Genomic DNA, 23,143 nt, shown 5'->3' on the forward strand with positions numbered 1-23,143 from the left:
CATTGCGTCTGGTCCTGTTATTCAGTTGCTGACCGCCCGGTCGCTTATGCGCAAGCCGGTGTCTGCTTTATAGTGGGTCGATGTGGGCTTGCCGTGGCACCCTGGCCGTAGCCTGAGGTCCAAGCTCTGAACCGTCGTGACTGATTAAGGACAATGCCATGCTGGACTGGAAAAACCGTGAGGCCACTGCCGAGCCTCGTGAGCGGCCCGACTCCCGTCGCGCCGCCGCCCGTAGCTACTTTGGCGGCCTCTGGAGCCGCGCTCTTGGGGTTGTGATCGGGCTGTACCTGCTGGTCTGTATCGGCCTTGGCTGGTACTGGAGCCAGGAGCCTGACCTGTTCCCGGTGCAGCAGAATGCCCAGGCCAGCGCCGAGCGCAGCGGGCAGAAGATGGTCATTGGCTACACCACCGTCGAGACGCTGAAAACCGTTGCCGCCACCCTGCTCGACAAGCCGGGCGGTTACATTTCCAACGACCGCTTCCCACCTGGGCTGTGGATGGACAACATGCCGAGCTGGGAATATGGCGTGCTGGTGCAGGTGCGCGACTTGTCGCGGGCACTGCGCAAGGACTTCGCCCGTTCGCAGTCGCAGTCGACCGAAGACGCCGACCTGGCCAAGGCCGAGCCGCGCTTCAACTTCGACAACAAGAGCTGGATCCTGCCATCGAGCGAGTCCGAGTTCTCTGAAGGCATCAAGTCGCTCGAGCGTTATCAGGCGCGTCTGGCCGCAGGCGACAAAGGCGCGATCTTCTATACCCGTGCCGATAACCTGAACAACTGGCTGGGTGACGTAGCCACCCGTCTGGGTTCGCTGTCGCAGCGGCTGTCGGCCAGTGTCGGCCGGGTCAAGCTGAACAGCACCCTGAAGACTGAAACCGTGGTGGCTGGCCAGGTGCCGCAGCTTGACGAAGAGCTGGTGGAAACACCATGGATGCAGATCGACAACGTCTTCTATGAAGCACGCGGTCAGGCCTGGGCGCTGTCGCACCTGCTGCGCGCCATTGAAGTGGACTTCGCCGACGTCCTGGCCAAAAAGAACGCCACGGTTAGCGTGCGCCAGATCATTCGTGAGCTGGAAGCCTCGCAGGAAGCCCTGTGGAGCCCAATGGTGCTCAACGGTAGCGGCTTCGGCATGTGGGCCAACCACTCGCTGGTGATGGCCAACTACATCTCGCGCGCCAACGCTGCAGTGATCGACCTGCGTCAGCTGCTGTCGCAAGGCTGAGCATGACCATCACCCCGGCCGAGGCTGCCCACCGGGCGGCCTCGGACCTCGAACTGATCGCCTGGGTCGACGAGCATGATCAACTGCTCGGAGCCATGCCGCGTGCACAGCTGCGTGAAGCAGGGCTGATCGGCCGCTGCACGTTCATTCTGCTGTTCAACAGCGCCGGCTTGCTCTGCATCAACCGCCGCTCCCTGAGCAAGGCGGTCTACCCGGGGTACTGGGACGTGGCCGCTGGCGGCATGGTGGCGACCGATGAGAGCTATGCCGAATCGGCGGCCCGCGAGCTGGCCGAGGAACTCGGGGTGACCGGCGTCGAACTGCGCTTTCATGAGCGGTTCTATTTTGACCAGCCGGGCAATCGGCTCTGGTGCGGCGTGTTTTCGGCGGTCTGGGACGGGCCGTTACGCTTGCAGCCGGAGGAGGTCAGCGAGGCGCGCTTCGTCAGCCTGGCGCAGGTCGACGACGAGCGTCAGCGCTTGCCTTATTGCCCGGATTCACTGGTTGCGCTGCAGCGCTATCAGGCAGGCTTGAGCTAGTCTGCGGCCAGGAGTCTGCGTCAGGTCGTAAAACCTGCGCAAAATGGCGCAATCCAGTACTTAGCAAGCGGCGCAATTATCGTTACACTGCGCGCCCTTTTCGGGCTGTCGCAGCTTTTGCGTCAGTAGCGCCGCCCCTGCCAGAGTGGGGCTTCGCGGTCGGCTCCAGGCAACGGAATCGACCAGTTTTTGTCCTCAGCAAGAGGAACAAAAGTGGCCAAGAAAGCTTCTTCCTTTTCCGCCTTGAGCGGTCTCGTTTATTCCACCGATGCCGGTCGGCACTGCCCCGACTGTGGCCAGCCGGCGGACGCCTGTATCTGCAAGCAGCAAGCCATCCCCGAAGGTGACGGTATTGCCCGTGTGCGCCGCGAAAGCAAAGGCCGCGGCGGCAAGACGGTGACCACCATCAGCGGTGTGCCGTTGGCGCTCGAACCCTTGAAAGAGCTGGCTGCCAGCCTCAAGCGGCGTTGTGGCACCGGTGGCGCCTTGAAAGACGGCGTTATCGAGATCCAGGGCGACCACGTCGAGCTGTTGCTGGCAGAGCTGACCAAGCAAGGCTTCAAGGCGAAAAAGTCCGGTGGTTGAATCACAAGGCGATTTTTTCCCCCGAGCTTTCTAAACTCGATTCCGTAACCAGGGTCTACCCCTGGCATGGACGAATCGTCATTTTTCGCTTTTACACTGCCGTCGCCTTGTCGCCAAGGCAGTGTCTTCGACTTATCTACAGGGGACTTGAATGTCCGTACGACGCACACGCAAAGACGATGGTAGCCAGTGGACCGTGGCCGACAGCCGCAGTGTTTATGGCATCCGCCATTGGGGCGCTGGTTATTTCGCCATCAATGAAGCCGGGCGCGTCGAAGTGCGCCCCAACGGCCCCGACAGTGCCCCCATCGACCTCTTCGAACAGGTTGACGAGCTGCGCCAGAGTGGCCTTTCGCTGCCACTGCTGGTGCGTTTTCCGGACATCCTGCAGGACCGCGTCCGCCAGTTGACCGGCGCTTTCGACGCCAATATCGCGCGCCTGGAATACCAGAGCGAGTACACCGCGCTGTACCCGATCAAGGTCAACCAGCAGGAAGCGGTGGTCGAGAACATCATCGCCACCCAGAACGTATCGATCGGCCTTGAAGCCGGCTCCAAGCCAGAGTTGCTGGCGGTGCTGGCGCTGGCGCCGAAGGGCGGCACCATCGTCTGCAACGGCTACAAGGACCGTGAGTTCATCCGCCTCGCGCTGATGGGCCAGAAGCTTGGTCATAACGTATTCATCGTTATCGAAAAAGAATCCGAGGTCGCCCTGGTGATCGAAGAGGCTGCCGAGCTCAAGGTCAAGCCACAGGTCGGCTTGCGCGTACGCCTGTCGTCGCTTGCTTCGAGCAAGTGGGCCGACACCGGCGGTGAGAAGTCCAAGTTCGGTCTGTCGGCGGCGCAGCTGCTGTCGGTGGTCGAGCGCTTCCGCGCTGCCGGGCTGGACCAGGGCATCCGCCTGCTGCACTTCCATATGGGTTCGCAGATCGCCAACCTGGCCGACTACCAGCATGGCTTCAAGGAAGCGATCCGTTATTACGGCGAGCTGCGTTCACTGGGCTTGCCGGTCGACCATATCGACGTTGGCGGCGGCCTTGGGGTCGACTACGACGGCACCCACTCGCGCAATGCCAGCTCGATCAACTATGACATCGACGACTACGCCGCCGTCGTGGTGGGTATGCTCAAGGAGTTCTGCGATGCGCAGGGCCTGCCGCATCCGCACATCTTCTCCGAAAGCGGCCGTGCCCTGACCGCGCACCACGCGATGCTGGTGGTGCAGGTGACCGACGTCGAGAAGCACAACGACGAAGTGCCGACCATCGACAACAAGGAAGCCCTGCCCGAGACCGTGCAATGGCTGGTCGACTTGCTCGGCCCAACCGATATCGAGATGGTCACCGAGACCTACTGGCGTGCCACCCACTACATGGGCGACGTCGCGGCGCAGTATGCCGACGGCAAACTCACCCTGTCGGAAAAGGCCCTCGCCGAGCAGTGCTACTTCGCCGTGTGCCGCCGCTTGCACAACTCGCTCAAGGCCCGTCAGCGCTCGCACCGCCAGGTGCTCGACGAACTCAACGACAAGCTTGCCGACAAGTACATCTGCAACTTCTCGGTGTTCCAGAGCCTGCCGGATACCTGGGCGATTGGCCAGGTACTGCCGATCCTGCCGCTGCACCGCCTGGACGAAGAGCCGCTGCGCCGCGCCGTGCTGCAGGACCTGACCTGCGACTCGGACGGCAAGATCAACCAGTACGTCGACGAGCAGAGCATCGAAACCAGCCTGCCGGTGCATGGTATCAACGAGGGTGAAGACTACCTGCTGGGGATCTTCCTGGTCGGTGCCTATCAGGAAATCCTCGGTGACATGCACAACCTGTTCGGTGACACCGACTCGGTGAACATCTACCAGAACGCCGACGGCAGCGCCTACCACGCTGGTATCGAGACCCACGACACCATCGAGGACATGCTGCGCTACGTGCACCTGTCGCCGGAGGAGTTGATGACTCACTACCGCGACAAGGTCGCCAGCGCCAAGATCACCGCCCGCGAACGCACCCAGTATCTGGATGCGCTGCGGTTGGGCCTGACCCGGTCTTCGTACCTGTCGTCGTAATGTACAAAAGGGGGGGCCGCTAGCGGCCTTTGCTGCGCCTGAGACTTTGGGGCCGCTCTGCGACCCTTCGCGGGCAAGCCCGCTCCCACAGGGCTGTATGTGACCCCTGTGGGAGCGGGTTCACCCGCGAAGGGCCGCAGAGCGGCCCCAGCTTTACTCGGCCAGCGCCCTGGTGGATATGGTCATCCTCGAATTGGCCGTTGAAAAGATCGCCCTAAATCACCCCAACCACCGCCCCTCTCGCTGCATCCGCCAGCCAACCCACCCCAGCGTCACCCCGCGCAACGCCATGAACCCAAGAAACGCCAGCCACAATCCATGATTGCCATACCCGCTGGCCATCCACGCCAATGGCGCCGCCAGCAGCAAGCTCAGCAGCATCGCATTGCGCATCTCACGCGCGCGGGTCGCGCCGATGAACAGGCCGTCGAGCAAGTAGCTCCACACGGCAATCAGCGGCAGCACTGCCAGGTACGACAGGTACGGATAGGCTGCCTCGCGCACGCTGGCGATGTCGGTTTGCAGGTTGATGAACAAATGCCCGCCGAGCAGAAACAGCCCGGCAAAACCAATACTGACAATCAGCGACCAGCCGCCGGCGACTACCAGCGAGCGGCGCAGGGTCTGCCAGTCGCGGGCGCCGATGGCGTGACCGCACAGCGCTTCAACCGCATGGGCGAGCCCGTCGAGGGCATAGGCAGTCAGCAACAGGCCATTGAGCAGCAGGGCATTGGCCGCCACCGTCGCTTCACCGAGGCGTGCGCCTTGCACCGTCAGCAGCAGGAACACCAGCTGCAACGCCAGGCTGCGCAGGAAGATATCGCGGTTGACCGAAAGCAGCGGCCGCCAGGCCTGCCAGCGGCGCAGTGCCGCCCAGGCGAGCTGCCCAGGATAGCGGCGTAACGCCGGTCGGGTCAGAGCCAGGCCGAGCAGGGCGGCGCTCCATTCGGAAATCACCGAGGCCCGCGCCGAGCCAATCACGCCCCAGTCCAGGCCCAGCACGAACCACAGATTGAGCGCGATGTTGAGCAGGTTGGTGGTCAGCAGGATCGCCAACGGCGCGCGCGCGTTCTGCGTGCCAAGAAACCAGCCGACCAGGGCGTAACTGGCCAAGGCTGCCGGCAAACCGAGCAACCGAGTGTGGAAGAAATCTTCGGTGGACTGATGCAGCGCCGCACTTGGGTTGATTACCTGCAACGCCAGTTGGCTGAAGGGTAGTGCCAACACCCCGATCAGCGCGGCAAAACCCAGCGCCAGCAGCAATCCCTGCACCAGCACTTGGCGTAGCGCCGCGCCATCGTTGCGCCCGGCGGCCTGGGCCGCGAAGCCCGTGGAGCCCATGCGCAGGAAGCCCATCAAACCCACCATGAAGGTGAACAAGGTCGCGCCCACGGCCACCGCGCCGAGCTGATGCGCATGCGGCAGGTGGCCAATCACCGTGCTGTCGACCAATGCAACCAACGGCACCGAGATGTTCGAGAGGATCATCGGTGCGGCCAGCGCCCAGACCTTGCGGTGGGTCAGGCGGTGGCGCCAGTCGGCGGACAGCGGGGGCATACGGACTCCTGTTGCGATCAAGGCTGAGATTGGCGGGGCGCCGCCGAGGCTATTCTAGCGAGCTGCCCGGCCGCCCGTGCGAACAAGCTCGCAGTTACCACGCGACAGCAGGTAAGCCGCTGGCCGTTGCGCTATAGTTGCAGGCCTCAAGAACACGCTGCCCAAGAGTCTTCTCTCCATGTTCAACAAAGGATTGTTGCTGGCCTGCGCGCTGGCATTGCTCAGTGCCTGTGATTCCTCGTCGAAGGACACCACTGCCGCTGTCGAAAAGCCTGCGGCAACTGCGCCGGCCGAAGCCAAGGCCGCCAAACGGGAAGACCCGGCAGTGCTCGCCAAGCGCTACGCAGGCCGCGAGCTGAGCGTGCTCGATGTCTCGGAAACCCAGCTCGACGGCGCCAGCGCGCTGTCGATCAGTTTCTCGGCGCCGCTCGATGCCAAGCAGGACTTCGCCAGCAAGGTGCACCTGGTCGACACCGTCAAAGGCAAGGTGGACGGCGCCTGGGAGCTTTCCGACAACCAGATGGAATTGCGCCTGCGCCACCTTGAACCGCAGCGCAAGCTGGTGCTGACCCTGGACAAGGGCCTGCTCGCGGTGAATGGCAACAGCCTCGCGGCCGAGTCGGTCAGCCGCCTGGAAACCCGCGACATGCAGGCCACCATCGGCTTTGCCAGCCGTGGCTCGTTGCTGCCGACGCGCCTGGCCGAAGGCCTGCCGGTGATTGCCCTGAACGTCGACAAAGTCGATGTCGAGTTCTTCCGCATCAAGCCGGAGATGCTCTCGACCTTTTTGGTCAACTGGGGCCGCAACAGCAGCCTGTACTACTACCAGTCCAAAGAAACCCTGGACATGGCCGAGTTGGTCTACGGCGGGCGCTTCGACCTCAACCCTGCCCGCAACACCCGCGAGACCGTGTTGCTGCCGATTGCCGGGATCAAGCCACTGCAGGAGCCAGGCGTATACCTGGCGGTGATGCGTGCATCTGGCACCTATGACTATTCCCAGCCAGCAACCCTGTTCACCCTGAGTGATATCGGCGTCTCGGCGCACCGTTACCGTGACCGCCTGGATGTGTTCGCCCAGGCACTGGAAGGCGGCAAGGCGCTCAGTGGCGTCAACCTCGAACTGCACGACGACAAGGGCAAGCTGCTGGCTCAGGCCAAGACCGACAGTGATGGCCATGCCCAGCTGCCGATCACCGACAAGGCCGATACCCTGATCGCCACCCAGGGCGTGCACACCACTCTATTGCGGCTCAATACCGCCGCCCTCGACCTGGCCGAGTTCGACATCACCGGGCCGCAGGCCAACCCGCTGCAGTTCTTCGTGTTCGGCCCGCGTGACCTCTATCGCCCGGGCGAGACCGTGCTGCTCAATGGCCTGTTGCGTGATCAGGATGGCAAGCCGGTCAAGGCGCAGCCAGTCAGCGTCGAGGTGCGCCGGCCAGATGAGCAGGTCAGCCGCAAGTTCGTCTGGGAGGCCGATGCCAATGGCCTCTATCAATATCAGCTGCAACTGGCGAGCGAGGCACCGACCGGTCGCTGGCAGTTGCTGCTCGATCTCGGCGGTGGCCGTAAGCAGGTTTTCGAGATCCTCGTCGAAGACTTCCTGCCCGAGCGTCTGGCGCTTGAACTCAAGGGCAGCGCCACGCCGCTGAGCCCCGAGCAGACCGCGCAGATCAAAGTCAATGGCCGCTACCTGTATGGCGCCCCGGCAGCGGGCAACCGCCTCAGTGGCCAGGCCTACGTGCGGCCGCTGCGTGAAGCAGTGCCGGCGTTGCCCGGCTACCAGTTCGGGTCGATCACCGAAACCGAGCTGAGTCAGGATCTGGAGCTGGACGAAGTCACCCTCGACCAGGCCGGCAAGGCCACCATCGACATCGAAAGCCGCTGGAGCGAGGCCCGTTCGCCGCTGCAGTTGAGTGTGCAGGCCAGCCTGCAGGAGTCCGGCGGCCGACCGATTACCCGCCGCCTTGAGCAACCGATCTGGCCGGCCGAGCGCCTGCCTGGCCTGCGCGGTTTGTTCGACGGTGAAGAAACCGATGGCGATGGCCCGGTCGAATTCGAAGTGCTGGTAGCCGACCGCAACGGTGCCAAGCTGGCCGCCGACGACCTCAAGGTGCGGCTGATCCGTGAGCGCCGCGACTACTACTGGAACTACTCGCAGAGCGACGGCTGGAGCTACAACTACAACGAGAAGTACCTGACCCAGAGCGAAGAGACCGTCAGCGTCAAAGCCGGCTCCACCGCCAAACTGAACTTCCAGGTCGAGTGGGGCCCGTACCGGGTCGAGGTTGAAGACCCGCAGACCGGGCTGGTGTCCAGTGCACGCTTCTGGGCCGGTTACCGCGCTCAGGACAATGCCGAAGGCGGCGCGGTGCGCCCGGATCAGGTCAAGCTCGCCCTGGACAAACCGTCCTATGCCGACGGCGCCTCGGCCAAGGTCACGGTCACGCCGCCTGCAGCCGGCAGCGGCTACCTGATGATCGAATCCAGCGATGGGCCGCTGTGGTGGCAGGAAATCGACGTGCCCGCCGAAGGCAAGACCTTCGACGTGCAGTTGGACAAGAAGTGGGCGCGGCATGACCTGTACATCAGTGCGCTGGTGATTCGCCCAGGTGAGCGCAAGGCCAACGCCACGCCAAAACGGGCGGTCGGCGTGCTCCATCTGCCACTGGATCGGACCGAGCGCAAGCTGGCCCTGACCCTGCAGACGCCCGAGAAGATGCGCCCCAAGCAGCCTTTGACGGTCAAATTCAAGGCTACCGCTGCCGACGGCAGTGTGCCTAAACAGGTGCATGTGCTGCTCAGCGCAGTGGATGTCGGCATCCTCAATATCACCGACTTCAAGACCCCTGATCCTTTCGCCAGCCTGTTCGGGCGCAAGGCCTATGGTGCTGACCAACTGGATATCTATGGCCAGTTGATCGAAGCCGGGCAGGGCCGTCTGGCCAGCCTGGCCTTTGGTGGTGACGCCGCGCTGGCCAAGGGCGGCAAACGGCCCAATACCACGGTGACCATCGTTGCCCAGCAGAGCCTGCCGGTGACCCTCAACGACAAGGGCGAGGGCGAAGCAACGGTCGATATCCCCGACTTCAACGGTGAACTGCGGATCATGGCCCAGGCCTGGAACGACGAGCAGTTCGGCATGGCCGAAGGCAAGACCGTGGTCGCCGCGCCGCTGATCGCCGAGCTGTCGGCACCGCGCTTCCTCGCCGGTGGTGACCGCACCAGCCTGGCGCTGGATCTGGCCAACCTGTCCGGACGCGCTCAGCAGCTGACGGTCGAACTCAGCGGCGAAGGCCAGTTGAGCCTGGCGGCCGGCAGTCAGCAGAATGTTGCCCTGGCCGAGGGCCAGCGCAAGACGCTGATGATCCCGGTGCAGGCCTTGGGCGGTCTCGGCCAGGGCACCCTGCGCGTGCGTGTCAACGGCCTGCAACTGCCGGGTGAAGCCGCCAGCAGCTTTGAGCGTGAGTGGAAACTGGGCGTGCGCCCGGCTTATCCGGCGATGCTCAAACACTACCGCGTGGCACTCAAGGATCAGCCGTGGAGCCTGCCGGAGAGCGATCTGGCTGAGTTCGAGCCGGCCGGTCTTGAGGCCAGCCTGGCCCTGTCGAGCCGGCCGCCGCTGAACCTGGCCGAGCAGATCCGTGCGCTCGAGGCCTATCCCTATGGTTGCCTGGAACAGACCACCAGCGGCCTGTACCCGTCGCTCTATGCCGATGCCGAAAGTCTCAAACGCCTCGGTATCAAGGGCGAGCCTGCCGATGTGCGCAAGCGCAAGATCGAGATGGGCATCGAGCATCTGTTGGGCATGCAGCGCTACAACGGTGGCTTCGGCCTGTGGAGCTCCGACAGTGAAGAAGAATACTGGCTGACCGCCTATGTCACCGACTTCCTCCTGCGTGCTCGCGAGCAGGGCTATGGCGTGCCGGCCGAAGCGCTGAAAAAGGCCAACGAGCGGCTGCTGCGGTACTTGCAGGAGCGCAATATGATCGAGGTCAACTACAGCGACAACGCCGAGCACACCCGCTTTGCCGTGCAAGCCTACGCCGCCTTGGTACTGGCGCGCAGTCAGCAGGCGCCGCTGGGTGCCCTGCGCGCAGTGTTCGAGCGCCGTAGCGATGCCCGTTCCGGTCTGCCGCTGGTGCAGTTGGCGGTGGCACTGGACAAGATGGGCGACAAGCCACGTGCTCAGCAAGCGCTGCAAGCGGGCCTGGCGATCAGCCGCGGCAAGGGCTGGATGGCCGACTACGGCAGTGCAGTGCGTGACCAGGCGTTGATCCTCGCCTTGCTCCAGGAAAACAACCTGGCCACCAATCAGGTCGATCAGCGCCTGTTTGCCTTGTCTGACGAACTGGCCGCCAACCGCTGGTTGTCGACCCAGGAGCGCAATGCGCTGTTCCTCGCGGGCCGCGGCCTGCTGGGTAAACCTGAAGGCAAGTGGCAGGCGCGGCTGGACAGCGCCGGCGAGGTGCGCGAGTTCAACAACGTCGAATCGGGGATGAAGCTCGAAGGGCCGTTACTGGCATCGCCGCTGACCTTGCAGAACCAGGGCAGCGACACCCTTTATCAGCAACTGACCCTGTCCGGTTACCCGCGCCAGGCGCCGCCGGCCAGCAGTAACGGTATGGAGATCCGCCGCGAGTACCTGGGCATGAACGGTCAGCCGCTGGATCTGCGCAATCTGCGTAGCGGTGAGCTGGTGCTGGTGCACCTGGCCTTGCGTGCTTCGACCCAAGTGCCGGACGCACTGGTGGTTGACCTGCTGCCGGCGGGCCTTGAGCTGGAAAACCAGAACCTGGCGCAGAGCGCAGCCAGCCTGGACAACGCCAGCAGTGCGGTGAAGGAATGGCGCGAGTCTATGCAGAACGCCAGCGTGGTGCATCAGGAGTACCGTGATGACCGCTATGTCGCTGCCCTGAAACTGGACAGCTACGGCACCACCCATCTGTTGTACCTGGCCCGCGCCGTGACCCCGGGTACCTACCGGGTGCCGCCGCCGCAGGTTGAGTCGATGTACCGGCCCAATCTGCAGGCGGTAGGCGAGAGCCAGGGTGATATGACCGTCAAGGGCCGCTGAGGCGGGCTTTGTGCCTGGCTCGAGATCGCTGGGGCTGCTTTGCAGCCCTTTCGCGACACATGGCCGCTCCTACAAGGACCGCGCCGCCCGGGCGTCACGCGCTCTGTGTAGGAGCGGCCTTGCGTCGCGAAAGGAGGGCGCAGCCCTCCCGGCAATCTCCAGTCAATGAATGATCCAGCTCATGACCCACAAGCCGAGCACCAGCCAGATGATCCCGGCGATGATCGAGGCGCGCATGAACGCGCGGATTGCCGAGTACAACAGTAGCAAACCGACGATCAAGGCGAGGATGCTGACCAGCGAGGTATCCATGCCCAGCGTGCGCGCCAGCCCGTCGATGAAATTGCCGCCGGCATTGGCCAGCAGATTGAACAGCCCGCTCAGGCCATCGACAATGAAGCGGATCACCGCCCCCAGTGCCTGCCCCAGCCATTCAAAAAAACCTTCTACATGCATAGTCGCGTCCTGATGATCATTCCAAGGCTTTGGCCATTACCTGGCCAGGTCGGTTCCCCATGCCAAGCTTAATACGCCCGCGCCATCGTGCGCTGCGTGTATTGCAAACCAGTATTGCCGGTGCACTGCTGCTGGTCGGCCTGCTCTGGCTGGCCGATCGCATCTGGCCGTTGCCGATGCCGGCCGACGACCTTGCCCGGGTGGTCCTGGCCGAGGACGGTACGCCGCTCTGGCGCTTTGCCGATGCCGATGGCGTATGGCGTTATCCGGTCAGCCCCGATGAAGTGTCGCCGCTGTACCTGCAAGCGCTGCTGACCTACGAAGACCGCTGGTTCTATCGCCATCCCGGGGTCAACCCGCTGGCCCTGGCGCGGGCTGCCTGGCTCAACCTCAGCGGCGGCCGCGTGGTGTCCGGCGGCAGCACCCTGTCGATGCAGGTAGCGCGCCTGCTCGATCCGCATGAGCGGACCCTGGCTGGCAAGTCGCGACAACTGTGGCGCACGTTGCAGCTGGAATGGCACCTGTCGAAGCAGCAGATCCTGCAGATCTACCTGAACCGCGCTCCTTTCGGCGGCACCCTGCAAGGGGTGGCGGCGGCCAGCTGGGCTTATCTCGGCAAGTCACCGAAACAGCTCACCCCAGCCGAAGCCGCCTTGCTCGCGGTGCTGCCCCAGGCCCCCAGCCGGCTGCGCCCGGACCGTCATCCGCAGCGTGCGCAGCAGGCCCGCGACAAGGTCTTGCAGCGCCTCGGCGAGTATCAGGTATGGTCGGCTCAGCAAGTCGCCGAAGCCCGAGAAGAGCCGTTGCTGCTCGCCCCGCGGCAGGAGCCGGCACTGGCGCCGCTGCTGGCCCGCAGGCTGAACACGGCGAACAGCCCGCCGCTGATCCGCACCACCCTGGATGCCTCGCTGCAGCGCCGGCTCGAAGACTTGCTGCTGGGCTGGCGCGCACGCCTGCCGGAGCGCACCTCGGCGGCGATTCTGGTGGTCGAGACACAAACCATGGCCACCCGTGCCTACATCGGCTCGATCGACATCGGCGATGCCCGCCGCTTTGGTCATGTCGATATGGTGCACGCCCTGCGCTCGCCCGGCTCGACCCTGAAACCGTTCCTGTATGGCATGGCCCTGGACGACGGCCTGATCCATTCCGAATCCCTTCTGCAGGATGTGCCGCGGCGCTATGGCGACTACAGGCCGGGCAACTTCTCGATGGGTTTCAGCGGCCCGGTGTCAGCCAGCTCGGCGCTGGCGTTGTCGCTCAACCTGCCCGCCGTGCAACTGCTCGAAGCCTACGGCCCCAAACGCTTTGCCGCGCAGATGCGCATGGGTGGTATGCCGTTGATACTGCCGCCACTGGCCGAGCCCAACCTGTCGCTTATCCTCGGTGGCGCCGGCAGCCGGCTGGAAGATCTGGTCGGCGGTTATGCAGCCTTGGCCCGGGCCGGGCAGAGTGCCCAGGTACGCCTGCAACCGCAGGATCCGCTGCTCGAACGGCGGCTTTTGTCGCCCGGTGCGGCGTGGATCATCCGGCGGATTCTCAGCGGCCAGGCACGGCCCGAACGCGATCCGCACGCCGAACTGGTGCAGCGCCCGCAACTGGCCTGGAAGACCGGCACCAGCTATGGCTTTCGAGATGCCTGGTCGGTCGGGGTCGGCCCGCGCTACCTGATCGGGGTATGGATCGGCCGCCCGGATGGCACCCCGGTGCCTGGCCAATTCGGCCTGGCCTCGGCGGCGCCGCTGATGCTGCAAGTGCACGACCTGCTGAGCAACCGCGACAGCCAGCGCGGTATTCGCCCACCGGTGGAGCAGGTGCCGGCGTCGGTCGGGGTGGCCGCGATCTGCTGGCCGCTCGGCCAGCCCATGCCGCGCCAGGACGCCAACTGCCGGCGCCAGCGCTTCGCCTGGACCCTCGACGGCACCACGCCGCCGACCTTGCAGGCGGCAGACCAGCCGCTCGGCCTGGGCCTGCGCGACACGGTCTGGGTCAATCCGCAGGGGTTGCGCGTGGATGCCAGTTGCCCAGGTGCCACGGCGCAACAGATCGCGCTCTGGCCTGCGCCACTGGAACCTTGGCTGGCGCGGGTCGAACGGCGCGCGGCCCGGCTGCCGGCAATTGACCCGAGCTGCCCGCCGCAGGTGCCCGCCAGCGCGCCGCCGCTGTCGATCGTCGGCGTGCGCAACGGCGACAACCTGCGCCGCCCAAGGACCAGCAGCGAGCCGTTGCAACTCCATGTCTCGGCACTGGGCGGTGGTGGCCAACGCTGGTGGTTCCGCAACGGCCAGCCGCTGGGCGAAACGTCCGGTCAGGACAGCCTGCTGGTGCGCTTTGAGCAGGTCGGGCGGGTCGAACTGAGCGTGCTCGATGAAAGCGGCGAGACGGCGCGGGTGGAATTTCAGGTGGATGCCGGTGGCTGAGGGCTGATCAGCGTGCCGTACGGGTCATCGAAGGTATATCGGTCGCGGCGCTAGCCGACCGACTGCATGCGTGGCTTGGGGAACAGGTTATCCAGGGTTTCCAGCAGGCGGGCGTGATAGATCGGCTTGCGGAACAGGTCCAGCACATGCAGGCGCAGCAGGTCGCTGACATCGTCCATATCGGCATGCCCGGACATCACGATCACCGGCAGGTGCTGGCGTGCCGTGTGATCGCGCAGGCGTTTGATCAAGGCGATGCCGTTCTCCTCGGGCATGCGCAGGTCGGTGATCACCAGAGCCATGTCCGGGTGCTGTGTGAGCAGCACCAGCGCGGCCTTGACCGAGTTGGCGGTATGGCAGGTGAACCCCTCGTTCTCGAGCAACTCGGCCAGCTCCAGCAGGGCCTCTTCCTCATCGTCGACCAGAAGAATCTGTTGACGCAAGGAAGAAGTCAGCATGGAACGCTCCTGGTCGCTTGAGAGTGCGCAGCAGAATTGAGGGTTGGGCCACTCAACGGGTAATTGCAGTCTGGATGGTCGTCATCAAGGCCGTTACCTGGGTCGATATCGGCGTGACGAACGCCGCCAGCGCTACGGCCACCATCGCCGCGATCACTGCGTACTCGATACCCGAGGCGCCGTCCTTGCTTTCGATAAAGGTTTTGCAGCGGGTATAGATCTTCAACAGCAACATGGCACATCTCCTTGCGCGGTGGGCGCCGGTGGCGGGGCGGCGTGCAGTGATACCCCTTTGCCATCAGAGCATCGTCAAACTGTGCAGACCTGCAAATGTAAGAAGGCGTTAACTACAAAGTATTAGGTTTGAACAGCTGCGCTAAGCCCCTGTTTTTGTTCAGCGTCAATTTGTCGGCTGCAAATCTCCCCCCGTATTCATGGCGAAATAGCCGCTCTGCGCTACCGTGCAATAGCGAAATAGTTACTTTTGGCCATCATGGTTTTCCAGGGACAGGAGAGCGTTAATGAGCAGTCGCTTGACCATGATCCTCGCCGGTCTGTTCCTGCTGGCGGCACTGCTTGCCGGCTATTGGGGGCTGATGCTGAGCCGCCCGGCCGAGCCTGTCGCCGCACCGCCGGTGGTCGAGGCCAGTGCGCCGCCAGTAGCTGCTCCGGCGCCCGTAACCGTTCCGGAGCCTACGCGTTTCCCCATCGTGATCATGGCTCGGCAGGTCCCGGCCAACACCCCACTCACCGCTGAAGATGTGCTGATCGAGCGATTGCAGGTAGTCCCTGCTGGCGCCTTCAGCCAGCTCGACCAAGTGCTCGGGCGCAGCAGCGCGCGCCCCTTGCCGCAGGGTTTGTGGCTGGATGAACAAAGCTTTCAGAGTGGTGGCCCGCTGGCGCGGATGATCCGTCGACATGAGCGCGCCGTCGCGTTGGCGGTAGACGATGTGATCGGTGCGGCAGGGCAGTTGCGCCCGGGGGATTACGTCGATGTGCTGCTGTTTCTGCGCGAAGAAAACAACAACCCACAGGCGTCGGCTCAAGTCGTGCTGCCCGCGCTGCGGGTGCTCAGCGTCGGTGACCAGACCGGCCTGGCCAATGACGGCCGACCTGCGCAAAGCGCCGATGAGCAGCAGGCGCGGCGCGATGCGCTGGGCACGGGTGGCACGCGCACCGTGGCCCTGGCCGTGCCCGAGGCGCTGGCCAGCCGGCTGATGCTCGCCGCCCAGGCCGGCACCTTGCGCCTGGCAGTGCGCAGCGCCGATGAGCAGCTGCTGGCCGGCTATTGGGCCGAGCGCCAGGCCGAGTCGCAGTTGCAAAGCGCCAACCGCGAGCTGTTCCGGTTCAGTCAGTTGTCGCAGGTGCCGCCAGCCAAGGCCGCGCCCAGCGGCGCTGTGGCCGGCATGCAGATTATTCGTGGCGCCCACAACCAAGCGCCAGCAGACACCCCCTGACCCAGCAAGGATGCAGCCATGCGTAGTTCCTCGCGGTTATTCACTCCGTTGTGCCTGGCGTTGACGCTGCTCGGCGCCGCGCCTTGTGCGCAAGCGGCTGACAAAGGCTGTGCCGCGGTGGCCGAGTTGCCCTCGGTGATCGAGATGGACCAAGGCCTGCAACAGGAGCTGCGTCTGCCGCTGGCCATCAGCCGGGTGGCCGTCGGCGAACCCAAGGTGGCCGACGTGCAGGCCAGCGGCCCGCGCGCGGTATTGCTGACGGCGCTGGCGCCTGGCAGCACCAGCCTGATGCTGTGGACTGCCTGCGCGGCGACGCCGCACCGGGCGATGTTGTTCGTCAAAGGCAGTGCCTCGGTGGACATGGCGCTGCCCTCGCAGGATGAGCAACTGCCGATCCAGGTACAGGCCGACATCCGCTTTGTCGAAGTGCATCGCAGCAAATACAAGGAAGCCGGCGCGCGGTTGTTCTTCAGTGGATCGAACAACAGCCTGATCGGCTCGCCAGGCAGTGTGCCGGGCGTCAATGTCTCGCCGGGCAACGTGCCGGTGGCGCGGCCGCTGATCCCGCTCAACGACAATGTCTTCAACATCGTCTGGGGTGGTGGCAGCAGCCGCTTTCTGGCAGCCATCAGCGCGCTGGAAAACAGCGGGTTCGCCTACACCCTGGCCCGTCCCAGCCTGACCGTGCTCAGCGGCCTGACCGCAAGTTTTCTCGCCGGTGGCGAAATCCCAATCCCGGTGCCGAGCGCCGGCAGCGACAACGTGTCGATCGAGTACAAGGAGTTCGGCGTGCGTCTGGCGCTGACGCCGACGGTGGTCAGCCGCGATCGCATCACCCTCAAGGTGGCACCCGAGGTCAGCGAGCTGGACTACAACAATGCCGTGAATATTGCCGGTACCTTGGTGCCCGGGCTGAGTGTGCGGCGTACCGACACCAGCATTTCGCTGGCCGATGGCGAGAGCTTCATCATCAGCGGGCTGGTCAGCAGCAATACCCGCTCCTCTGTAGACAAGCTGCCAGGACTCGGCAATCTGCCTGTGCTTGGTGCGTTCTTTCGTCAGTCGGCACTGGTGCGTGAAGAGACCGAACTGCTGATGATCGTCACCCCCCATCTGGTCCAGCCCCTGGCCGCCAACGCCCGACTGCCGGAGCTGCCCGGCGAAAGTCTGCGCAGTTACGACCCCAGCTGGGGCCGCTTGTTTTTCATGGAAAACGGCAACTTCGACGGCCGTAGCGGGTTATCACGATGACTGACAGCCTCAACCAGACCTATCTGGCGATCACCCGCAATCAAGAAGACCTGCACTGGTTGCAGGGCGCCTTGGCACCGCTCGGCCAGGTCATCGGCGCCAGCGGCGGCAGCCTCGATGAACTGCTGGCACTGGTCGACGTGACCTTCAGCAACCTGGTGTTCATCGGCCTGGACCGTGAGCAGTTGGTCAACCAGTGCGCGCTGATCGAAGGCGTACTCGAGGCCAAGCCGATGCTGGCCATCGTTGCCCTTGGCGACGGCATGGACAACCAGCTGGTGTTGCACGCCATGCGCGCCGGAGCGCGTGACTTCGTTGCCTACGGCTCGCGCTCGAGTGAAGTTGCCGGGCTGGTGCGGCGCCTCGGCAAACGTCTGCCGGCGGTGTCCAGCAACCCCAGCCTGGGCGGCCTCACTGTGCTCTATGGTGCTCAGCGCGGCGCTGATGGGGCCTTGCTCACCACCCATCTGGCGCGGGTAGTCCAAGACAGCGGCCAGCAGACCCTGCTGCTCGACCTGGGCCTGCCGCGTGGCGACAGCCTGGCGCTGCTCGGGCTGGAAGCCTCGTTCTTTTTTGGCGACGCCTTGCGCCACCTGCGGCGCCTCGACACCTCATTGATCGACAGCGCCTTCAGCCGTGACAACAGCGGTCTGCGCATTCTGGCCTACGCCGACACCGACGAGCCCTTGCGTAATACCAGCGCAGCCGAGTTGTACATGCTGCTCAGCGCTCTGCGCCAGCACTTTCAGCATATCGTCGTCAACCTGACCGGGCAGGCCGACAGCGAAGCCCTGCGCACCATCATCAGCCACTGCGACAAGCTGATCGTGTATACCGACCAGAACATCCTCGACTGCCGGCGCAACCTGGACGTGCTCGATCAATGGCGCGACCGCGGCATCAAGCTGGAGCACGCCAGCCTGCTGGTCGACTGCTACCTGCGTAACCTGGCGCCGGATGCCGATGCCCTGGCCAAGCGCTATGGCTTACCGCTGCTCAAGGCACTGCCGTACAGCCCGGAGCTGCGCCTGAATGCCAAGAATCAGGGCTTGAGCCTGTTCGAGCTGGCCCCGCGCGAGGCCCTCACGCAAGCCTTGCACAGCCTTGGCGAGCGCCTGGCGCATCGCTCCGAGAGCCTTGAGCGACCGACCCTGACCTGGCTGCGCCGCCTGTGGTGGAGCAAATGAGCGGCGACGAACTGTTCGGCGGGCCACGCCATGCTGCAGCTGAACCGCAGGCGCTCAAGCGCGCCCTGCACCGGCATGTGATCGACAGCATCGAAGACAGCGGCCGTAGCCTGCTCGAAGGCGCCCGGCCGGCGCTGACCCAGTTCGTCTACGAGCAGGTCGGCGACTATGTCGCGCGCCTGCGCCTGGCCCTTTCGCGTTATGAAATGGAGCGCATGGCCGAGGAACTGGTCGATGAGCTGACCGGATATGGCCCGCTGGAGGTGCTGCTGCGCGACCCCAGCGTGACCGAAATTCTGGTCAACGGGCCGCACCGGGTATTTGTCGAACGCGCCGGTTTGCTGCAATTGACCGACCTGCGCTTCATCGATGCGCAGCATGTCGAGCGGGTCATGCAGCGTATTCTTGCGCCACTCGGGCGGCGCCTGGATGAATCATCGCCAATGGTTGATGCGCGCCTGCCGGATGGCAGCCGGGTCAACGCGATCATCCCGCCGGTGGCGCTGGATGGGCCGTGCCTGTCGATTCGCAAGTTTCGCAGCGACATGCTCAAGGGCGCCGACCTGCTCGCCACTCGGGCCATCGACCAGGCCATCTTCGACTTCCTCGAACGGGCGGTGGGCCGGCGCTGCAATATCCTCGTCAGCGGCGGTACCGGTACCGGCAAGACCACCCTGCTGAATATCCTCAGCCAGATGATCGCACCGCAGGAGCGTCTGGTGACCATCGAGGATGTGGCCGAACTGCAATTGCATCACCCCCATGTGGTGCGCCTGGAGACGCGCCCGCCGAATGTCGAAGGGCATGGCGAGATCAAGTCCAGCGAGCTGATCCGCAACGCCCTGCGCATGCGCCCGGACCGCATCCTGCTTGGCGAGATCAGGGGCGGCGAAGTGCTCGACGTGCTGACCGCGATGAACACCGGGCATGACGGCTCGATGAGCACGGTGCACGCCAACACCGCCCAGGACGCCTTGCTGCGGCTGGAGACGCTGGTCGGCCTGAGTGGTCGGCAGATTGCCGAGAAGACCCTGCGCCAGATGATCTGCGCCGCGCTCGACGTGGTCATCCAGCTGACCCGCCTGGCCGATGGCCGGCGCTGTGTCAGCGAGGTGCTGGAAGTGGTCGGGGTGCGCGACGACGTCTACGTCACCAACACCCTGTTCCGCCTCGACCGGCGCGGCGGCGATGTGTTCTTGCGCGATGCGCCGAACCCCGCCGGGGCCAAGCTGCGCAACGACGGTGTGCTGTGAGCGGGGCGCTGCTGCTGGCCCTGTCGCCCCTGCTGCTGGGGGTGGCACTGCTGCTGTTGCGCCAGGGCCTGTACAAGCGCGGCGAAGAGCGCACCTTGCTGCGCCTGGGCCGCGCCTTTCGCGCCGTGCACAGCAGCAAGGCCCGCCGTGACTGGTTTGATCCACTGCTGCAACGCGCAGGTTTCGACACCGCGCAGTTCAACCCCAAGCCGTGGCTGCTGGGCTGGTTGGCCGGGGTGATCGTCGCGCAACTGGCAGCGGGCTGGACGGCGGCACTGATGCTTGCGCTGAGTGTGCCTGTGCTGGGTCGGCTGTACCTGAGCTGGCGTTATCGGCGCCGGGTGCGTTTGATCATCGAGCAACTGCCCGGCCTGCTCGACTACAGCGTGCGCAGCCTCAAGGCCGGCCGCACGCTCAATGACGCTGTGCTCGGCGGTATCGATGGTACGCGCGAGCCGTTGCAGTCGGCCATGCAGCGGGTGCGCCGCAATGTGCGCCTGGGGGTGAGCCTGGACGTTGCCGTGAGCGAGCTGGCCGAGCTGTATGACCAGGCCGAGCTGCGCCTGTTTGCCATGGGCCTGCGCATCAATCAGCAGTACGGCGGCAATGCCAGCGAGCTGATGGAAAACCTGATCAAGTTGATCCGCGAGCGTGAGCAGGGCGCACGCCAGCTCAAGGCAATGACCGGCGAAACCCGCGTGACGGCATGCATTCTCGGCGCGCTGCCGCTGACCATGGTCGGCTATTTCTTGCTCGGTAATCCCAGTTACCTGCTGGGCATGTGGCGCGACAGTCATGGCCAGATGCTGTTGTTGCTGGCATTTGCCCTGCAGTTGCTCGGCTGCCTGGTGTTGTGGCGCATGATGAGGAGCCTGTGAGCGCGGCCTGGCTGCTGTGCGCGCTGTGCCTGTTGGCCGGCTGCGGGCTGCTGGCTGCGCAGTTGCTGCGCCGGCTGCGCACGCGCTTGCTGATTGCCCGGCGCTTGCAGGGCCAGTTGGCGCGGCAGGAACGTTTTGGTGACTGGCTGCAATGGCTGGGTAGCAGTGGCCTGGGCCGGCGCCTGCAAAAGCTCGATGGCGAAACCCAGACCTTGCTCGATCGCCTGGGCTGGCGCCGCAGCCGCCAGCGCGCACTGTTTGCGGCGGTGCAACTGGGTCTGCCGCTGCTGGCGGTGGTGCTGGCGCTGCTGCTGCAGCATGGCGTGGACGGGGTTTGGGCTGGTCATTGGCTGGTGCTGCCGCTGTGCGCGTTGGGCCTGGGTTATCTGCTGCCCAAGCGATTTCTGGCGGTGGCCGCCGCGCGTCGTCAGCAGCGGATCGCCCACGAAATCAGCTTGCTGATCCCGTTGCTACGCATCCTCTTCGAGACCGGGCTGACCGTCGAGCAGGCGCTACGGGTGTTGAGCCAGGAAGGCCGCACGCTGGTGCCGCAGATCAGCGAAGAGTTGCGCCTGATTCTGCAGCGGGTCGACTCCGGCCTGACCCTGGCTGGCGAGTTGGAGAAAACCGCTAACCTGCTGGCCGTCGACGAGTTCAGCGACACCTGCGTGATTCTGCGCCAGCTGCTGGTACAGGGCAGCGGTGCGTTGAAGTCACTACTGGCACTGAAAACCCTGCTCGATGACCGGCGCCTGACACGCCTGCAAGAGCGTGTATCGAAGATGTCGGCAAAGATGTCGGCAGTGATGATGGTGTTTCTGTTTCCGGCCTTGCTGATCGTGCTGGCGGGGCCGGGTTTGACTGCGTTGGCACGGGCATTGGGCTCGTGAGGGGAGGGCTGATGAAGCGATTGATGGTACTGCTGGGCGTGCTCGCCCTGAGTGGTTGCGCCGGACAAGCGCCTGGCGGCCTGGCACAGATGCTCGGCAGCGGCGGTTGCGCCAAGCCGGACGCTGACCAGCAACTGGCGCTGAACCTTGCCGATGAAATGCTCAATGAAGGCCGCCCGCACGCGAGCCTGGCGCACCTGCAGGAGCTGCCTGACAGCCTTGCCCAGGTGCGCCTGCGCAAGGCCAAGGTGTCGCGCCTGCTTGGTCGCAGCGAAGCCGAGCCGTTGTACCGCAGCCTGCTCGGCGGCTGCCTGGCGGCCGAGGGCGAGCATGGTCTGGGCCAGTTGGCCTCTGCCCGCGGCGATGATGTGCAGGCGCTGCAGAACCTGCAGCGTGCCGTGCGCCTGGCACCGACCGATGAAAAGGTGCGCAATGACCTGGGCGTGGTGCTGATGAATCTGGGCCGGCATGAACAGGCCCGCTTCGAGTTTCTCACGGCGCTGGAGCTCAAGGACGACAACCAGTTGCCGGCAGTCAACCTGGTGACCTTGTCGCTGCTGCAGGACAACTGGCAGCAGGCGGCTGATCTGGTCGCTCGATTGCGCCTCAAGCCGCAGCAGTTCGCCGAGGCCCAGGCGCGGGCCAAGCAATTGCAGGCCATTGCGCGGGCGCCACTCAGCTGATCGCCAACGCCAGCGGCGCTGGCAACCGGCCTATATGGAGACAGTCGTCATGCTCAAATCGTTGATCCTGCTTGCCTGCATCGCCTTCCCAATTGACGCGTTGGCGGCTGAAACCACCTATCCGCCGCCAGCCGAGACTGCCACCGAAGCACTGCTGCGGGTGCAGTCGAGCAATCAGCAGGCGTCGAGCAGGCCCCAGCAGCAGACTGCTCGCGAACGCGACCAGTCCATGCAGCGCTGGCTGGACAGCTACAAGTATCAGATCCCGGACTTCTTCCGCTGGGAGAAGGTCAGCTCCGAGAAAAACTAGTGGGTCGTGAAGCGCTGGTGCAGTGGTGACATACGCGGCGTCAGGGCCAGGGCCAGCTGGGTGCGGTTGTGCATGTGGGTCAGGCGCAGCACCTGCGAGACGTACAGCTTTACCGTGTTCTCGGTGATGCCCAGCTCGCAGGCAATCTGGTAGTTGGTCTTGCCCTTGCTCACCAGCTTGGCCACTTCCATCTGCCGTGGCGACAGCTTATCGAACACTGCCGGCAGCTCGCCCTCGCTTTCCGGCGCATCGCCAGCGCGGCGGTGCACACCCTGGCCACGGGCCTTTTCCAGGTCCTGATAGAGGTCATCGATCGAGTCGGCCAGATACTGCAGACGCTCATTCAACGTGCCCAGCTCGCGGAAGTTGCGCCGCCGCTCCAGCAGGGTCTGCTCCAGCCGGCGTACCCCCGTCAGCAACTCGTTCAGATCCATGGGTTTCTGGTAGTAGTCAGCAAAGCCTTCGCGCAGGGCGCGGATGACGTCCTGCTTGTCGGCGCGGCCGGTCAGCATGATCGCCTCGAACATGCGCTGGCGCCCGGCCTGCTCCTTCAGAGCGCGCATCAGCTCGATACCATCGCGCTCCGGCATGTGCAGGTCGCTGAGGACCAGGCCAATGCCATCGTCGGCCTGAAAGTGCTCCAGCGCCTCCGCCATCGAGTGGGCGGCAAAACAGATGTAGCCTTGATTCTCGAGAAACTCACACAGCTCTTCGACGATTACCGGCTGGTCGTCGACTACCAGCACCTTCACCTCGCTTACCGATTTGCTCACGATCAACTCCCTGTTCAACATTTGCCGCTCCAATGCCAGACCTGCTCACGCTATGGACAGTAGTCCGACCTCGTG

The 23,143-nt window shown here is 64.5% G+C and carries 19 protein-coding genes; 14 read left to right on the top strand and 5 right to left on the bottom strand.

Annotated features, from left to right (window positions below; all coding sequences use genetic code 11):
- The first annotated feature begins 158 nt into the window (after positions 1–158).
- From IDM28_RS02070 to speA, 4 genes are all read left to right on the top strand, one after another.
- Positions 159–1,226 carry a DUF2333 family protein gene (locus tag IDM28_RS02070; protein WP_101316092.1) on the top strand — a complete coding sequence of 356 codons (1,068 nt, stop codon included), beginning with the start codon at positions 159–161 and terminating at the stop codon, positions 1,224–1,226.
- 2 nt (positions 1,227–1,228) lie between these two features.
- Positions 1,229–1,765 carry an NUDIX hydrolase gene (locus IDM28_RS02075; RefSeq protein ID WP_101316094.1) on the top strand — a complete coding sequence of 179 codons (537 nt, stop codon included), beginning with the start codon at positions 1,229–1,231 and terminating at the stop codon, positions 1,763–1,765.
- Positions 1,766–1,978: 213 nt separating this feature from the next.
- Positions 1,979–2,350: a translation initiation factor Sui1 gene (locus IDM28_RS02080; RefSeq protein WP_101316096.1), complete on the top strand. Its 372-nt coding sequence runs from the start codon at positions 1,979–1,981 to the stop codon at positions 2,348–2,350.
- Positions 2,351–2,501: 151 nt separating this feature from the next.
- A complete protein-coding gene (gene speA / locus IDM28_RS02085) occupies positions 2,502–4,415 on the top strand; it encodes an arginine decarboxylase (RefSeq protein WP_101316098.1) in 1,914 nt (637 codons plus the stop codon).
- 219 nt (positions 4,416–4,634) lie between these two features.
- Here speA and IDM28_RS02090 read toward each other — a convergent pair whose 3' ends face one another.
- Positions 4,635–5,972, bottom strand: coding sequence for an MATE family efflux transporter (locus IDM28_RS02090; protein ID WP_188035259.1), 1,338 nt, complete (start codon positions 5,970–5,972; stop codon positions 4,635–4,637).
- 178 nt (positions 5,973–6,150) lie between these two features.
- Here IDM28_RS02090 and IDM28_RS02095 point away from each other — a divergent pair, with 178 nt between their 5' ends.
- Positions 6,151–11,052 (top strand): alpha-2-macroglobulin family protein, encoded by a 4,902-nt coding sequence (locus tag IDM28_RS02095; protein ID WP_188035260.1) that lies wholly within the window; start codon positions 6,151–6,153, stop codon positions 11,050–11,052.
- Positions 11,053–11,214: 162 nt separating this feature from the next.
- Here IDM28_RS02095 and IDM28_RS02100 read toward each other — a convergent pair whose 3' ends face one another.
- Positions 11,215–11,508 carry a hypothetical protein gene (locus IDM28_RS02100; protein WP_101316104.1) on the bottom strand — a complete coding sequence of 98 codons (294 nt, stop codon included), beginning with the start codon at positions 11,506–11,508 and terminating at the stop codon, positions 11,215–11,217.
- A 59-nt stretch (positions 11,509–11,567) separates the two neighbouring features.
- On the opposite strand from IDM28_RS02100, the gene pbpC reads away from it, so the two are divergent.
- Positions 11,568–13,928 (top strand): peptidoglycan glycosyltransferase PbpC, encoded by a 2,361-nt coding sequence (pbpC, locus tag IDM28_RS02105; protein WP_188035261.1) that lies wholly within the window; start codon positions 11,568–11,570, stop codon positions 13,926–13,928.
- A gap of 50 nt (positions 13,929–13,978) precedes the next feature.
- Here the strand turns inward: pbpC and IDM28_RS02110 are convergent, their stop codons facing one another.
- Complete coding sequence (locus tag IDM28_RS02110; protein WP_101316108.1) at positions 13,979–14,386, bottom strand: response regulator; 408 nt, start codon at positions 14,384–14,386, stop codon at positions 13,979–13,981.
- 52 nt (positions 14,387–14,438) lie between these two features.
- A complete protein-coding gene (locus tag IDM28_RS02115; RefSeq protein ID WP_101316110.1) occupies positions 14,439–14,621 on the bottom strand; it encodes a Flp family type IVb pilin in 183 nt (60 codons plus the stop codon).
- A gap of 286 nt (positions 14,622–14,907) precedes the next feature.
- On the opposite strand from IDM28_RS02115, the gene cpaB reads away from it, so the two are divergent.
- From cpaB to IDM28_RS02155, 8 genes are read left to right on the top strand one after another with little or no spacing between them, the layout of a single operon-like run.
- A complete protein-coding gene (gene cpaB, locus IDM28_RS02120; protein ID WP_188035262.1) occupies positions 14,908–15,843 on the top strand; it encodes a Flp pilus assembly protein CpaB in 936 nt (311 codons plus the stop codon).
- An 18-nt stretch (positions 15,844–15,861) separates the two neighbouring features.
- Positions 15,862–17,094, top strand: coding sequence for a type II and III secretion system protein family protein (locus IDM28_RS02125; RefSeq protein WP_188035263.1), 1,233 nt, complete (start codon positions 15,862–15,864; stop codon positions 17,092–17,094).
- Complete coding sequence (locus tag IDM28_RS02130; RefSeq protein WP_188035264.1) at positions 17,091–18,281, top strand: pilus assembly protein; 1,191 nt, start codon at positions 17,091–17,093, stop codon at positions 18,279–18,281. Before IDM28_RS02125 ends, IDM28_RS02130 begins: the two co-directional genes overlap by 4 nt.
- On the top strand, positions 18,278–19,534 hold the full coding sequence (locus tag IDM28_RS02135) for a CpaF family protein (protein ID WP_150571458.1): 1,257 nt from the start codon (positions 18,278–18,280) through the stop codon (positions 19,532–19,534). Before IDM28_RS02130 ends, IDM28_RS02135 begins: the two co-directional genes overlap by 4 nt.
- Positions 19,531–20,412: a type II secretion system F family protein gene (locus IDM28_RS02140; RefSeq protein ID WP_188035265.1), complete on the top strand. Its 882-nt coding sequence runs from the start codon at positions 19,531–19,533 to the stop codon at positions 20,410–20,412. Before IDM28_RS02135 ends, IDM28_RS02140 begins: the two co-directional genes overlap by 4 nt.
- Complete coding sequence (locus tag IDM28_RS02145) at positions 20,409–21,302, top strand: type II secretion system F family protein (RefSeq protein WP_188035266.1); 894 nt, start codon at positions 20,409–20,411, stop codon at positions 21,300–21,302. Before IDM28_RS02140 ends, IDM28_RS02145 begins: the two co-directional genes overlap by 4 nt.
- An 11-nt stretch (positions 21,303–21,313) precedes the next feature.
- Entirely contained in the window at positions 21,314–21,985 is a 672-nt protein-coding gene (locus IDM28_RS02150; RefSeq protein ID WP_150571459.1) for a tetratricopeptide repeat protein, read from the top strand.
- A gap of 49 nt (positions 21,986–22,034) precedes the next feature.
- Positions 22,035–22,295: a DUF3613 domain-containing protein gene (locus IDM28_RS02155; RefSeq protein ID WP_101316124.1), complete on the top strand. Its 261-nt coding sequence runs from the start codon at positions 22,035–22,037 to the stop codon at positions 22,293–22,295.
- Here the strand turns inward: IDM28_RS02155 and IDM28_RS02160 are convergent.
- Positions 22,292–23,089 (bottom strand): response regulator transcription factor, encoded by a 798-nt coding sequence (locus tag IDM28_RS02160; RefSeq protein WP_150573720.1) that lies wholly within the window; start codon positions 23,087–23,089, stop codon positions 22,292–22,294. The genes IDM28_RS02155 and IDM28_RS02160 overlap by 4 nt on opposite strands.
- Between the last annotated feature and the right edge of the window lie 54 nt (positions 23,090–23,143).

Origin of the sequence: Pseudomonas sp. EZ-C24 (assembly GCF_014525325.1) — a bacterium.
Taxonomy (GTDB): domain Bacteria; phylum Pseudomonadota; class Gammaproteobacteria; order Pseudomonadales; family Pseudomonadaceae; genus Aquipseudomonas; species Aquipseudomonas shirazensis.

Bases quoted from the DNA above. Each gene is read 5' to 3' on its own strand.
- IDM28_RS02100 (WP_101316104.1), bottom strand. From the start codon at position 11,508: ATGCATGTAGAAGGTTTTTTTGAATGGCTGGGGCAGGCACTGGGGGCG.
- IDM28_RS02110 (WP_101316108.1), bottom strand. From the start codon at position 14,386: ATGCTGACTTCTTCCTTGCGTCAACAGATTCTTCTGGTCGACGATGAG.
- IDM28_RS02155 (WP_101316124.1), top strand. From the start codon at position 22,035: ATGCTCAAATCGTTGATCCTGCTTGCCTGCATCGCCTTCCCAATTGAC.
- IDM28_RS02095 (WP_188035260.1), top strand. From the start codon at position 6,151: ATGTTCAACAAAGGATTGTTGCTGGCCTGCGCGCTGGCATTGCTCAGT.
- IDM28_RS02090 (WP_188035259.1), bottom strand. From the start codon at position 5,972: ATGCCCCCGCTGTCCGCCGACTGGCGCCACCGCCTGACCCACCGCAAG.
- IDM28_RS02135 (WP_150571458.1), top strand. From the start codon at position 18,278: ATGAGCGGCGACGAACTGTTCGGCGGGCCACGCCATGCTGCAGCTGAA.
- IDM28_RS02150 (WP_150571459.1), top strand. From the start codon at position 21,314: ATGAAGCGATTGATGGTACTGCTGGGCGTGCTCGCCCTGAGTGGTTGC.
- IDM28_RS02160 (WP_150573720.1), bottom strand. From the start codon at position 23,089: ATGTTGAACAGGGAGTTGATCGTGAGCAAATCGGTAAGCGAGGTGAAG.
- pbpC (WP_188035261.1), top strand. From the start codon at position 11,568: ATGCCAAGCTTAATACGCCCGCGCCATCGTGCGCTGCGTGTATTGCAA.
- IDM28_RS02125 (WP_188035263.1), top strand. From the start codon at position 15,862: ATGCGTAGTTCCTCGCGGTTATTCACTCCGTTGTGCCTGGCGTTGACG.
- IDM28_RS02130 (WP_188035264.1), top strand. From the start codon at position 17,091: ATGACTGACAGCCTCAACCAGACCTATCTGGCGATCACCCGCAATCAA.
- IDM28_RS02115 (WP_101316110.1), bottom strand. From the start codon at position 14,621: ATGTTGCTGTTGAAGATCTATACCCGCTGCAAAACCTTTATCGAAAGC.
- IDM28_RS02075 (WP_101316094.1), top strand. From the start codon at position 1,229: ATGACCATCACCCCGGCCGAGGCTGCCCACCGGGCGGCCTCGGACCTC.
- cpaB (WP_188035262.1), top strand. From the start codon at position 14,908: ATGAGCAGTCGCTTGACCATGATCCTCGCCGGTCTGTTCCTGCTGGCG.
- IDM28_RS02070 (WP_101316092.1), top strand. From the start codon at position 159: ATGCTGGACTGGAAAAACCGTGAGGCCACTGCCGAGCCTCGTGAGCGG.
- speA (WP_101316098.1), top strand. From the start codon at position 2,502: ATGTCCGTACGACGCACACGCAAAGACGATGGTAGCCAGTGGACCGTG.